The sequence below is a fragment of the Roseivivax halodurans JCM 10272 genome (assembly GCF_000521785.1).
Taxonomy (GTDB): domain Bacteria; phylum Pseudomonadota; class Alphaproteobacteria; order Rhodobacterales; family Rhodobacteraceae; genus Roseivivax; species Roseivivax halodurans.
Window position 1 is genome coordinate 1 of the sequence record NZ_JALZ01000056.1, and the last position, 12,597, is coordinate 12,597.

Genomic DNA, 12,597 nt, shown 5'->3' on the forward strand with positions numbered 1-12,597 from the left:
AGCGCCTTCGGCAGGCGGTCGAGATACGGCTCCAGCTGCAGCATCTTCGCCGCCTTGCTGACCGAGGCCTCGATCTCCTCCTTGGACTTCTTGGCGATCTTGAGCGCGAAGCTCATGTTGTCGCGCACCGTCATGTGCGGATAGAGCGCGTAGGACTGGAAGACCATGGCGATTCCGCGCTGCGCGGGGGGCACGTCGTTGACCACCTGCCCGTCGATCTCGAGCGTGCCGCCGGTGATCTTCTCGAGCCCGGCGATCATCCGCAGCAGCGTGGACTTGCCGCAGCCCGAGGGCCCGACGAAGACGACGAGCTCGCCCTTCTCGATCTCGAGATCGATGTTCTTGAGAACCTCCACGGTCCCGCCGTAGGTCTTCTCCACATCCGTCAGCTTCAGGTTCGCCATTGTCTGTCCTCCTGGGGCGCGCGTGCTGTGGCTTCCGGCGCAGCGATCATTTCACCGACCCCGCCAGCAGCCCGCGCACCAGATATTTCTGCATGGTGAAGAACACGACGAGCGGCACCGCGATCGACACAAAGGCGGCGCTCGCGAGGATGCCCCAGTCGCCGCCGCGGGAGCCGAGCAGGTCGTCGGCGATCTTCACCGTCATCACCCGCGACGTCTCGTTCGATGGCAGGAACACCTTCGCCACGAGCAGGTCGTTGTAGGTCCAGAGAAACTGGAAGATCGAGAAGGCCGCCAGGGCGGGGAAGGAGAGCGGCAGGACGATCCGGCGGAAGATCTGGAAGTCCGACGCTCCGTCGACCTTGGCGCTCTCGATGATGTCGCGCGGAAGACCGGCCATGTAATTGCGCAGAAGGTAGATCGCGAGCGCCAGTCCGAAGCCGCTGTGAGCCAGCCAGATTCCGAGGAAGGACTGGCCGATCCCGACCGCCTGATGCAGCCGGAGCAGCGGCACGAGCGCAAGCTGATGCGGCACGACGAGCGCTCCCACGATGGCGGCGAGGATCAGGTTCCGGAAGCGGAAATCCATCCACGCGATCGCATAGGCGGCATAGGCCGCAACGAGGATCGGGATGACAGTGGACGGGATCGCGACCGTGAGGGTGTTGAGGAAGGCGCGGTCCATGCCCGCCGCCGTCAGCACCGTTCCGTAGTTCTGAAGCGTGAAGGACGGGGGTGTCTGCGCGGTGAAATAGATGCGCGGCGCCCTGTCGCCGGGATCTTCGGGCAATTCGACGCGATAGGTGCCATCCGCCTCGACCCGGAACCGCTCGCCGTCCTCGGTCGACGCGACCTCGCCGGCGGGAAATTCCGACGGTCGGCGGAGCGACGTTCCGAAGGCGACCAGCCGGACATCCGCATCCGCCCCGAACTGCCCTTCGGCTCCGGCGCTGTCGAGGATGTTGCCCTCGATGACCCAGATGTCGCCCTCGCGCAGGGCGGCATCCGCATCGGTCCGCCCGTAGCCGGAATTCTCCACCGCGAAGGGGGCCTCCCACCATCCGGACACGGTGATCTGGTCCCGGTCGCGGAACGACGAGACGAAAAGCCCGACCGTCGGCACGAGCCATATGACGACGAGCAGGAACACCGCGACATGCATGGCCCAGACTAGGGGCGCTCGTTTTCCGGCAATATTGGTCATCTGATAATTCCCTCAGCGCTTTTCGGAGCGAGCCTGGCGGATGTTCCACCACATGACCGGCACCACGGCGACCATGATGACGAAGGCGACCGCGGTGGCCCGCCCGTCGTCGCGGAACATGAAATCCATCATGAAGCTGGGCAGGATCTCGGTGTCGAAATTCCCGCCTGTCATGGTGTAGACGATGTCGAAGACCTTGAGCACGAGCACGGTGATCGTCGTCCACACGACGAGGATCGTGGACATGATCTGCGGCACCTGGATGCGGAAGAAGATCTGGAACGGGTTCGCCCCGTCGATGATCGCCGCCTCGACCGTCTCTTCCGGGACCGACCGGAGCGCCGCGGAGAGGATGACCATCGCGAAGCCGGTCTGGATCCAGATGAGGATCACCATCAGGAAGAAGTTGTTCCAGATCGGGATCTGCAGCGGATCCACGGTGCTGTCCGCGCCGAGGGCATAGCGCACCGCGTTGATGATGCCGATATCCGGGTCGTTGGCGTAGACGAATTTCCAGATCAGCGAGGCCGACACGAAGCTGACCGCCATCGGCATGAAGATCAGCGACTTGGCGAAATTGCCCCAGCCGATCTTGTCGGTGAGCTGTGCGGCGATCAGGCCGATGAAGGTGGACATCGCCGGGACGATTACGACCCAGGCCATGTTGTTGAGGAACGCGCGCTGGCCGCCCTCGCGCCACATGGCGGCGTAGTTCGACAGGCCCACGAAGTCGTCTCCGGCGCGGTCGTAGAGCGAGCGGATGAACGAGCCCACGACCGGATACCAGGTGTAGAGCACGAGCAGGAACAGCGCCGGAAACAGGAACAGCCACGGCCGCACCGCATCGGCGCGGCGCAGGTTCGCGTTGGCGTTCCGGCCCTTGGCCGGAAAGATCACCGCATCGACGATGAAGTTCGCGAGATAGAAATATCCGATACAGCCGCCAACACCGACTGCGATCGTCAGGAGACCCTGAAGGACCGGGGGCATGTCGTTCTCCGCTTGCTGGTTCGGACAGGAGGGCAGACCGCGATGCGCGGTCCGCCCGAGGGGATCGTCAGTCGATGGAGGACCAGCGATCCTCGATGTCGGATGCGACGCTCTCGGCATCGTCGCCGGTCATGAAGTCGACCATCCCGGTCCAGAACGCACCCGCGCCGATCTCGCCCGGCATCAGGTCAGATCCGTCGAAGCGGAACACGGTCGCGTCGGTCAGGATCTCGTTCAGCTCGCGGTCCGCGTCGCTCGGGAAGACCTCGGCATTGGCCGCCCCGTAGGGCGTCAGGAAGCCCGACTGCGCCATCCACGCCTCGTGCGCGATCGGCGTCTTCAGAAACTCGATGAAGCCGCGGGTCGCCTCGCTGTCCTCGGTCACGGCGAAGAGCGAGCCGGCGCCGAGAACGGGATCGCCGAGATCCTTCTCCGCGTAGGACGGGAAGTAGAAGAAGCTGGCATCGGGCCCGACTTCGGTGCCTTCGGGGAAGAAGGACGGCATGAAGGTGCCCTGCTTCAGCATGTAGCATTCGGGCGGCACCGCGAAGAGGCCGGCGCCCGAGTCCCGGAAATCCGCCGTGGCGGAGTTGGAGCGGCCGCCGTTCAGATACTCGTCCTTGAGGAACCAGTCGAATTCCTCGAAGGCCGCGATGACGTCGGGGTGGTCGAAGGCGATCTCGTGCGTGACCCACTGATCGTAGATCTCGGGCTCGGCGGTGCGCAGCAGCAGATCCTCGATCCAGTCGGTGCCTGGCCAGCCGGTCGCGGCACCCGATCCGAGCGCGATGCACCAGGGCGTGCCGCCATCCTCGGCGATCTGCGCAGTGAGCGCCTTGAGCTCCTCCATCGTCTCGGGGATCTCGTAGCCGCCATCCTCGAAGGCCAGCGGCGAATACCAGACGAGGCTCTTCAGGTCGATGTTGTAGGGAAAGGCGAAGAGCTGTTTGTCGCCTTCGGCGCCGGCAAAGGAGCTGAGCCCGACCCAGCTGTCCCCCGAGGCGTAGTTCTCGCTCAGCCAGTCGGCCGTCTCGGTATCGAGCGCGGCGATCTGCCCGCGTGCGGCGAGATCGGCCACGAGGCCCGGCTGTTCGAAGACGCCGATGTTAGGTGCGGAATTCGCCTCGACCGAGATGACGATATCCTGCTCGAAACTGTCCGAGCCGGAATAATTCACACTCGCTCCGGTCGCCTCTTCGAAATAGGCGATGGCCGCCTCGAACTGCGCCGCACGCGGGCCGGTCCACGGACCGGTGATCGACACCGTCTCACCGGAATAATCGTGCGCGTCCGCGAATTCGGTGTAGCTGTCCCAGCTGAACGGGCCTTCGCCGATGGGGAATTTCAGGTCCTGCGCGTGCGCGGCCCCGGCAAAAAGCCCGAGCGCGGCAACGCTCGCTGCAAGATGAGATCTCATGTCTTCCTCCAATCTTCGCGCCGGCACTGGGCGCGTCTGTCCAATTGGGCCTGGGAGTTTGCCCTCGGCCGGCATGCTCTCCGCATGTCGCCCTGCGTCGGCAGGCGACGCTCCGACTGCCTCCACCCTCGCCAGAAGATGGCATATCGCACATTTTACCTCAATAATAATGTACGATTTAAATTTGATGATGTACTGAGAGAGAGCCGCGACTTGCCGGGGCCTGGACCCCGTGCAACACTCATTCACTGTCGAAACGGGCCTAAGCGCATGACACTTCGGGAAAACAGCGACCACGCGACTGTCTATTCCCGGCTACGGGACGCGATCATCGCCGGGCGCTTCCAGCCCGACGAGCGTCTGAAGGTGTCCCAGCTCGCCAAGGATCTCGGCACCTCCACGAACCCGATCCGCGAAGCTCTCCAGCAGCTGCGCGGAGAGGGATTCGTGAACATGCTGCCCAATCGCGGCGCGCGGGTGCGGCGCATGGACGAGACCTTCGTGCGGGACATCTACGAGATCGAGGTCCTGCTCGAGCCGTCGATGACGGCGTGGTTCGTCGGCATCGCAGGACCTCAGGATCTGACGCGTCTGGAGACGATCCAGGCGGAAATCGAGGCGTTGAACTTCGCGGATCCTGAAGAACATGCCCGCCTCGACCAGATGTTTCATCGCACGATCTACGACCGTCACTACAACCGCCACGCCTTCGATCTGTGGTGGCGATACCGCGAGATCCTGTCGGCGGTCAGCCGGCAATACCCGATGTCGCTGCGCCGTCAGAAACAGATCCTGACCGAACACAGGCAGATCATAGACAGGATCCGGGACCAGGACGAAGCCGGGGCGGCAGAGGCGATGCGCCATCACATCGCAGGCGCGGGCCGCCACATCGTGGAGCAGATGACCCTGTCCCGGGACAGCACCGACGATCGGACCCTGGAGGTCGGCGCCAGCAAGTCCTGATCTCTTTCATCTCCCGTCATGTCATTGGCGGGAGGTTTGCGGAGCAAATACTGTGGCGGACAAAAGCAAAACCCCCGGAAGCGTCTGGCTTCCGGGGGTTTTGCTTTGAGATCTGGTGCCGGTGATAGGACTCGAACCTACGACCCCATCATTACGAATGACGTGCTCTACCAGCTGAGCTACACCGGCGCCGGAGTGAGGCGGCTCTTAGCACCGCCTCGCGGAGGGGAAAAGGGGTCAGCTGGCCTTTTCTTTGGTCCCCTCAGGGGTTTCCGTATCGGCAGAGGACGCCTCGATCGTATCCTCCCCGGACCTCTCCTCGAGATCCGCCGCACGCGGCTCGGCGGGGGAGGACGCGGCGGGCAGATCGCTCGCGGCGGGGCCGTCGTCGCCCACCAGAAGCGGCAGCATCTCGGCGCCGACCGGCGTCGTGACCTCGGATTGCGGCGGGGTGCGCCAGCTCAGCGTGTCGAAGGCCTCGCAATGGGTGCAGACAGGCACCCAGTCGGCATGCACCGTGTTGCAATTGTCGCAGATCCAGGCCGGGCCGCGGGGCGCGGTGAGCGCCCGCGCGAGCCAGCCCCGGACCACCCGGTCGGAGGCGCCTTCGCCGCGCTCGATCGCCGCCATGATCGACAGCACGCGGGCATCGGGCTCCTTCTCCGGCAGATCGCCGATGGCGCGGCGGGCGCCCGGGAAATCCTCGGCGGCGAGGTGCAGCTCGGCGTTCAGGAGCCGCGTCTCGCGGTGCTCGGGATTGATCGAGGTGAGCGTGCGGAAGCGCTTCAGGCGCTTGGCCGGATCCTCCTCGGGCTCGATCTCGGCGAAGGCGGCGGCGAGATCGGGATGTGGCTCCTGCTGCCAGGCCTTCTTGAGGATGCGGGCGGCGTTCTTCTTGCGGCCGTTCGCGATGTAGCCGCGCGCCGCCATCGAGGCCGCCGGCACGAGGTCGGGAGAGCCCTTGTTGGCCGAGATCGCGGCCTCGCGCGCCTCGATGGTCTTGCCTTCGTCGAGCACGTCCTTGGCCTCGGAGAGCGCCAGAACCGCATCGCGGCGCTTGTGCACGTCGCGGGGCAGGGCGCCGTATTTGAGCTTGGCGTTGAGCGTGTTGCGCGCGCCCTTCCAGTCGTGCCGTCCGGCCTGCAGGCGCAGGAGGATGTCCTGCGTCTCCTCGTGCTTGGGCTTGAGCGCGAAGGCGCGCTCGGCGAGCTGCATCGCGGTGTCGGTGTCGCCCTCGGCAAGGCGCTGGTGCATGATTCCGCGGATCCCGACGAAGCGCGTCTTGTCGTGGGTCAGGAGCTTCTTGTAGCTCGCCTCGGCCTTCTTGCGGTCGCCCTGCAGCTCGGCGGCCTGCGCGGTCAGCAGGTCGGTGATGTGCGGCCGGTCGAGGTAGCGGTCGGCCTTCTGAGCCTTGGCGAGCGCAAGGCGCCCCTCGCCGGCGGCGAGGGCGACCATGCCGTCCTCGAGCGCCTCGTAGCCCTTCCGCTCGCGGTTGCGGTCGAAATAGCGCGAGATCGCGGTGTCGTCGCCGTTGATGAAGTGCAGCACCGCGACGAGCAGCGAGGCGAGCTTGAAGACGACGTAGAGCGCGACCACGAGGAGGATCAGCGCGAGCACCGATTGCAGCGGGCCGAAGGTGTATTCGGTGCCCGCGACGGTGATCATCACCCCGCCGGTGGATTCCATGAGCCATCCGGCCCCGAGGGTCAGGGCTGCGACCGCCGCGACGAAGATGACGATCTTGATGAGAGACCAAAGCATGTGCGGCGACCTTTACTGCTGGTTCAGTTCCTGCACGAGACCGTCGGCGGCGGCGACCGCCTCGGCCCGCATGCGTGCCTGTCCGATCCAGTCGGACATGGCGTCCTGAGCGGCTTGCGGGAGGGCGGAGAGCTCGTCGAGCGCCGTCTGCACGTCGCCGCCGTTCACGGCGGCCTCGGCGCGGCTGAGAATGGCGTCGGCGCTGTCTCCGTCCTGGGGCGTCACCGACCGGGCGCCGAGCTGGCGCGCCATGAAGGCCTGCAGGCCGGTGCCGCCCTCTTCGCTGCGGGCGGCGGCGAGGCCGGCGCGCGCGGCATCGGGATAGCTCTGGGCGAGCTCGGCCTGTGTCGGCACGCCGTCATTGGCGGGGCCGGACAGCGCCTCGGGCACCTCCACGCTCTCGGCCTGCGAGAGCGGCTGCAGGGCGTCCGCATAGGGATCGCCGGTGCGGACCGCCGTCAGAAGATCCGCGGCCGCGGCGCGCAGGGTCGCGAGCTGCGCCTGCCTCTCCGCGTCCTGCTCCGCCGATTGCGCCTCGTCGACCATCGCCTGGATCTCGGCGCGCTGCTGCTGGATCTCGGCCTGCATGCCCGCGAAGGCCTCTTCCATCTGCGCCTGGCGGTCCGAGGCGGCCTGTTCGCCGGCGGCGTTCTGCTCCGCGACCCGCGCCTGAAGCTCCTCGAGCTCGCGCTCGTAGGCGGCGACGGTCTCGGGCGAGACGGCATCCTCCATCGGCGCCTTCTCGATCGCGGTGACGCGGTCGGCGAGGGTGCCGGCGGTGCCGTCCATCGCGGTGATCGCGGCGTCGAGCCCCTCGATCTCGGCGCGGATCTCCTCGACCGCGCCGGTGAGCGTGGCGACGATCTGCTGCATCTCGCCGAAATCGGCGTCTCCGAGATTGCCCTCGATGGCATCGAGCCGTGCGCCCAGATCCTCGAGCCCGGTGCGGGTGTCCTCGAGGCCGGATTGCGTCTCGCCGAGCGCCGTGCGGGTCTCGTCCTCGAAGAGGCTGTCGCCTCCGGAGAACGGCCAGCCGTTCGGGCCGAGATATTGCGACAGGCCGAACCCGATCGCCGCCGCGGCGACCCCGCCGAGCAGCATCGGGAAGAACCCGCCTCGGCGTTCGACCACCCTGTCGCGCGCGGCGGGCGTCGCCGTCGCGGCGGCAGCGCCTGTCGCGGCCGCACCGCTGCCGCGGAAGGTGTCCTCGGACCGGCCGGAAGACAGCGTCTCGTCCGAGGCGGTGCCGGGCAGGGTATCGGACCCCTCGGTGCTCTCCGGGACGGGGGAGGCGGCCTCGCCCTGCGCCGAGAGGCCGTCATCGACCGGGGTCACGCTGTAATCGCCCGTGTCGGGCCTGATCGTGTCGCCGTCGGTGGTGGATGCCGTGTCGTCGCCCGAGGTCCAGGGGCCCGGCGCGCCTGCCGCATCCGGTGTCGCCTCGGTCTCGCCTACGGGCGGCATTCCGTCGTCGTCGGCACGGTCGGCGGCCCAGCCCGGACGGGTCGCGTCGCGCGGGGCCTCGCCGGTGGCCGGCGCGTCGGCCTCGCTCACGCTCTCTGGGCCGGTGCCCCGACCGGGTTCTTCCGACGAGGTCTCGTCGGCTCCGGGCGTCGCCTCGGGCGCGCTGGCCGTGGTCTGGTCCTCGGGTTCGGAGGGCGTGGTGCCATCCTGCGCGTCTGTCGGCGTTTCGGGCTCGGTCGCGCCTCCGTCGACGGTGTCCTCGCCTGCCGAGAGATCCTGCGGCGTCTGGTCCTGGGTGGCGTCGGACCGGGTGGTCCGGCTGGTGGTCGGTCTGCGCCTCTTTGCCACGTCGGCTGTCCCCTTCGAATCCCTTGCGCCCCTCGGGGCGTTCTGTCGTCCAATGGACCTTACTCGGCCCCATTCCTTGCCTCAAGCGCCGCGGCATGGCGCAGGAGGGCTACCGTCTCGCGCGCCATCGTCCTGGCATCGGGCGCGTCGGCAACGCACACCCTCTCCGCCTGTGCCTCGGCCGCCGCGTCGGCCACGGCGTCGCTCATCGCCGCAATGTAGAGCGGCGCGGCGAAAGGGCGCCCCCCCGCAAAGGCCTCCGCCGTGCGAGGCGAAAAGAGCGGCGCGACCACCGGCACGGCGCCGTCGAGCGCGCTCCGCGCCTCGGCGGACAATGGCTGCAGATCCTGATCGTAGGTCACCGCCTCGCTCGCGGCGAGGCCTGCCTCGGCCAGACGTTCCGTCAGGCGGCCCCGCGTTTCCGCGCCGCGGAGGTGCAGGAGCGGTGCGTCGGGACGGTCCGCCAGAAGCCGCGAGAGCATCGCCTCGACATCTCCGCCCACGCTCTCCGGTGCGAGCCCCGCCTCCCGCGCGGCCGCGGCCGTCGCCTCGCCGACCGCATAGGCCCGCAAGGCCGGCGATCCGCCGAGCGCGGCATAGGCCCGGGCGGCGTTGGCGGAGGTCAGGAGCAGGATCGTGCCGGCGGGAATGTCGGGCAGGGCTCCCCGAAAGCGGATCGACAGGAGCGGGCTGACGATCAGATCGTGCGCGGGCGCCTCCGCCAGAAGTCCGTGAAACCGCAGCGCGGCCGCCTCCGTCCGGGTGAGGAGGAGCACGGGCCGCGTCATCGGCGTCTCTGGGGGCGGGCGGGTGTCATGGCGGCCTGTCCTCGGCGGGGCCCGGCATTGTGGGCGCCCACGCTTGGTGCTACCTGCCGATACGCCTTGACGCAACGGACCCCGCCGATGCCCCGCACCATCCTCGGCCTCGAAAGCAGCTGCGACGACACCGCCGCCGCGATCCTGCGCGGCCGCGAGGTGCTGTCCTCGGTCGTCGCGGGGCAGGGCGGTTTGCACGCGGCCTATGGCGGCGTCGTGCCAGAGATCGCCGCCCGCGCCCATGCCGAGACGCTCGACGGCGTGGTCGCCGAGGCTTTGCGCGAGGCGGATCTCACGCTGGGCGAGGTCGACGCGATCGCGGTGACGGCGGGCCCGGGCCTCATCGGCGGCGTGCTCGCCGGCGTGATGATGGCCAAGGGCCTCGCCGCGGGCTCGGGCAAGCCGCTGATCGGCGTGAACCACCTCGCCGGACACGCGCTGACGCCGCGGCTGACCGACGATCTCGCCTATCCCTACCTCATGCTGCTGGTCTCCGGCGGGCATTGCCAGTTCCTGATCGTGCGCGGGCCCGAGGATTTCACCCGCCTCGGCGGCACCATCGACGACGCGCCGGGCGAGGCCTTCGACAAGACCGCTCGGCTTCTGGGGCTCGCGCAGCCCGGCGGCCCGTCGGTCGAGACCGAGGCGCGACACGGCGATGCGTCGCGCTTCGCCTTTCCGCGCCCGCTGCTCGACCGGCCCGGCTGCGATCTCTCCTTCTCGGGCCTCAAGACCGCGATCCTGCGCCAGCGCGACGCGCTCGTCGCCGCGCAGCGCGGCCTGACGCGCCAGGACCGTGCCGATCTCTGCGCTGGTTTCCAGGCTGCCGTGCGCGACGTCCTCTCCGAAAAGACCCGCCGCGCGCTCGCCCTCTACCGCGCCGAGCACCCTGCGCAGCCCGCCCTCGCCGTCGCCGGCGGCGTCGCCGCGAACGGGAGCCTGCGCGCCGCGCTCCGCGACGTCTGCGCCGATGCGGGCGTCGTCTTCACCGCGCCGCCGCTGAAGCTCTGCACCGACAACGCGGCGATGATCGCCTATGCCGGGGGCGAGCTGATGGAGGCGGGACGCGCCTCGGACATGACCCTCGCCGCGCGGCCGCGATGGCCGCTCGACACCGCCGCCGCGCCCCTCGTGGGGCACGGCAAGAAAGGCGCCAAGGCCTGACCCAAGGAGATCCAACACATGCTCGTCGCCCTCATCGCCCGTGACAGGCCGGACGCCCTCGAGACCCGGAAGGCCAACCGCGACGCCCACCTCGCCTATATCGAGGAGACGGGCATCGTCGCGCAGGCCGGCCCGCTGATCGTGGACGGAGACATGGCCGGATCGCTCGTGATCCTCGACGTGCCGGACCTCGCCGCCGCCCATGCCTGGGCCGAGGCCGACCCCTATGCCAAGGCCGGCCTCTTCGGCTCGGTCGAGCTCGTCGAGTGGAAGAAGGTGATCGGCTGATGCGCTACTGGCTCTTCAAGTCCGAACCCTCGACCTGGGGCTGGGACGATCAGGTCGCAAAAGGCGACGCGGGCGAGGAATGGGACGGGGTGCGCAACTATCAGGCCCGCAACTTCATGCGCGAGATGTCGGTCGGCGACCGCGGGTTCTTCTACCACTCGCAGAAGGAGCGCGCCGTGGTCGGCATCGTCGAGGTGATCGCCGAGGCGCATCCCGACAGCACCACCGACGACGAGCGGTGGGAATGCGTCGACATCAAGGCGGTGCAGCCCGCCCGCGTCCCGGTCTCCCTCGACGACATCAAGGCGGAGCCGAGCCTCTCGGACATGGTCCTCGTCAAGAACTCACGCCTCTCGGTGCAGCCGGTGACCGAAGAGGAATGGCGGATCGTCTGCGGCATGGCCGGGATCGACCCCGCCTGAAGCGGCTCGGGCCCACGGCGCATGCCGAGGGCCCGGAACTCACCCACTACATCCACAAGACGATCGTTCAGCCCCGAACTCCCACATTCAGGACGGATCGTTGGTCCGGGCCGGTGTCGGGAAAGGGAGTTCGCCGCATACCGATCCACACGTGTCCCGATGTCGCTTCGCGTCGGTCGGGCAACCGCAAGATCGCAGCTTCTGGCGATGCGGAAGCTATACACCACCCGGCAGATCCCTGTCCAAGGGAAACTATTTATAATTCAAGGGTTCGCCGGGATACCCATCGTTATTGGCGGGCCGAAACGAAAAAAGCGCGCCGGCTGGCGCGCTTTTCCCGAATGGCTATGGAACGTCCGGACTTAGTTGCCCGAGTTCTCCTCGGTGTCGGACCCGGTCTCTTCCATGTCCGAGCCGCCCGAGCCGGAGCTGTCCATGCTCGAGCCGCTGTCCGAGCTGCCGGACGACATGTCGCCACCGGATGCCGCGTCACCCGAGGTGCTGCCGCTGTCCATGGCGCTGCCGCCGGTCGCGCCTTCAGCGCCGGTGTCGCTCATCAGATCGGACATCATGGTGTCGTCCGGAAGCGCCTCAACTTCGGATTCGTCGATCTCGGGCTGCTGCTCGAGCGTCTCGCGATCGGTGTCGATCCCGAAGCCTTCCGGATCCTGCTGCAGCTGGAAGTTGTCCATCGGCAGGGCGACCGTGTATTCGCCGAGACCGAGGAAACCGCCGATGCCGATGATGGCTTCCGGGCCGTCGCCACGGTCGATCACGTAGTCGATCTCGCCGATGCGGTCGTCCTCGGGGCCGAACACGTTCATGCCGGTCACGTCACCGACGGTCATCTCGGCCAGGGAGGTCGGCTGCTCCTGCTCTCCGGAGCCTTCGCCTTCCATTTCGGATTCGGCTTCGTCCATCTCCTGGCTGGCTTCGGAGGATGCGTCCTCCGCGGCGGTCTCGGCGCTGTCAGCCGCGTCCTCGGCCGCCTGCTCGGCATCCTGAGCTGCGTCCTGCGTTTCCTGAGCGGCCTCTTCGCCGGCCTGCTCGGCTGCTTCGCCTGCGGCTTGAGCGGCGTCGCCGGCCTCTTCGGCCGCGGTCTCAGCGGAATTCTCCGCCTGGCTGTCGGAATCGTCTTGGGCGGTCGCGGCGCCTGCCAGCAATGCTGCGGTGGCGGCGCTCATCATCAGGGCCTTGAGCTTCATGGGTCGTGTCCTCCTTGGTCACGCAGGTTCTGCCCAAGAAAGCGTCAAACCCGCCGAAAAGTTTCCCCGCGGCGCATAAATGTTTTGAATCAGCCGAAAATTGCGCAATCTATGCGCCCCGGACCGCGGGTTCCCGCGGCCCGGGG

General features: G+C 67.8%; 12 protein-coding genes and 1 tRNA gene. 4 read left to right on the plus strand and 9 right to left on the minus strand.

The window, feature by feature from the left end:
• From OCH239_RS19975 to OCH239_RS19990, 4 genes are all read right to left on the minus strand, one after another.
• Positions 1 to 404, minus strand: a 404-nt coding sequence (locus tag OCH239_RS19975; RefSeq protein ID WP_037261937.1) for an ABC transporter ATP-binding protein, incomplete at its 3' end; no start/stop codon positions are given.
• A 46-nt stretch (positions 405 to 450) separates the two neighbouring features.
• A complete protein-coding gene (locus OCH239_RS19980; RefSeq protein WP_037266909.1) occupies positions 451 to 1,608 on the minus strand; it encodes a carbohydrate ABC transporter permease in 1,158 nt (385 codons plus the stop codon).
• Positions 1,609 to 1,620: 12 nt separating this feature from the next.
• Positions 1,621 to 2,598: a carbohydrate ABC transporter permease gene (locus tag OCH239_RS19985; protein ID WP_037266912.1), complete on the minus strand. Its 978-nt coding sequence runs from the start codon at positions 2,596 to 2,598 to the stop codon at positions 1,621 to 1,623.
• 67 nt (positions 2,599 to 2,665) lie between these two features.
• Positions 2,666 to 4,015 (minus strand): ABC transporter substrate-binding protein, encoded by a 1,350-nt coding sequence (locus OCH239_RS19990; protein WP_037266915.1) that lies wholly within the window; start codon positions 4,013 to 4,015, stop codon positions 2,666 to 2,668.
• 270 nt (positions 4,016 to 4,285) lie between these two features.
• On the opposite strand from OCH239_RS19990, the gene OCH239_RS19995 reads away from it, so the two are divergent.
• Positions 4,286 to 4,981 carry a GntR family transcriptional regulator gene (locus OCH239_RS19995; protein WP_051489654.1) on the plus strand — a complete coding sequence of 232 codons (696 nt, stop codon included), beginning with the start codon at positions 4,286 to 4,288 and terminating at the stop codon, positions 4,979 to 4,981.
• Positions 4,982 to 5,094: 113 nt separating this feature from the next.
• On the opposite strand, the gene OCH239_RS20000 is transcribed toward OCH239_RS19995, so the two are convergent.
• The 4 genes from OCH239_RS20000 to OCH239_RS20015 form a co-directional block, all read right to left on the minus strand.
• Positions 5,095 to 5,170, minus strand: a tRNA-Thr gene (locus tag OCH239_RS20000).
• A 48-nt stretch (positions 5,171 to 5,218) separates the two neighbouring features.
• Positions 5,219 to 6,742, minus strand: coding sequence for a heme biosynthesis protein HemY (locus tag OCH239_RS20005; protein ID WP_037266918.1), 1,524 nt, complete (start codon positions 6,740 to 6,742; stop codon positions 5,219 to 5,221).
• A 12-nt stretch (positions 6,743 to 6,754) separates the two neighbouring features.
• Positions 6,755 to 8,554 (minus strand): COG4223 family protein, encoded by a 1,800-nt coding sequence (locus tag OCH239_RS20010; protein WP_037266921.1) that lies wholly within the window; start codon positions 8,552 to 8,554, stop codon positions 6,755 to 6,757.
• Between the two features lie 59 nt (positions 8,555 to 8,613).
• Positions 8,614 to 9,342 (minus strand): uroporphyrinogen-III synthase, encoded by a 729-nt coding sequence (locus OCH239_RS20015; protein ID WP_037266924.1) that lies wholly within the window; start codon positions 9,340 to 9,342, stop codon positions 8,614 to 8,616.
• Between the two features lie 117 nt (positions 9,343 to 9,459).
• Here OCH239_RS20015 and tsaD point away from each other — a divergent pair, with 117 nt between their 5' ends.
• The 3 genes from tsaD to OCH239_RS20030 are packed head-to-tail and all read left to right on the plus strand — an operon-like array spanning position 9,460 to position 11,246.
• On the plus strand, positions 9,460 to 10,536 hold the full coding sequence (tsaD, locus tag OCH239_RS20020) for a tRNA (adenosine(37)-N6)-threonylcarbamoyltransferase complex transferase subunit TsaD (protein ID WP_157577988.1): 1,077 nt from the start codon (positions 9,460 to 9,462) through the stop codon (positions 10,534 to 10,536).
• 18 nt (positions 10,537 to 10,554) lie between these two features.
• Complete coding sequence (locus tag OCH239_RS20025) at positions 10,555 to 10,824, plus strand: YciI family protein (RefSeq protein ID WP_037266929.1); 270 nt, start codon at positions 10,555 to 10,557, stop codon at positions 10,822 to 10,824.
• The gene (locus OCH239_RS20030; protein ID WP_037266937.1) at positions 10,824 to 11,246 is read left to right on the plus strand and encodes an EVE domain-containing protein; all 423 of its coding nucleotides are present in this window, start codon (positions 10,824 to 10,826) and stop codon (positions 11,244 to 11,246) included. Before OCH239_RS20025 ends, OCH239_RS20030 begins: the two co-directional genes overlap by 1 nt.
• 362 nt (positions 11,247 to 11,608) lie before the next feature.
• Here the strand turns inward: OCH239_RS20030 and OCH239_RS20035 are convergent, their stop codons facing one another.
• Complete coding sequence (locus tag OCH239_RS20035) at positions 11,609 to 12,451, minus strand: hypothetical protein (RefSeq protein WP_037266940.1); 843 nt, start codon at positions 12,449 to 12,451, stop codon at positions 11,609 to 11,611.
• Positions 12,452 to 12,597 lie beyond the last annotated feature (146 nt).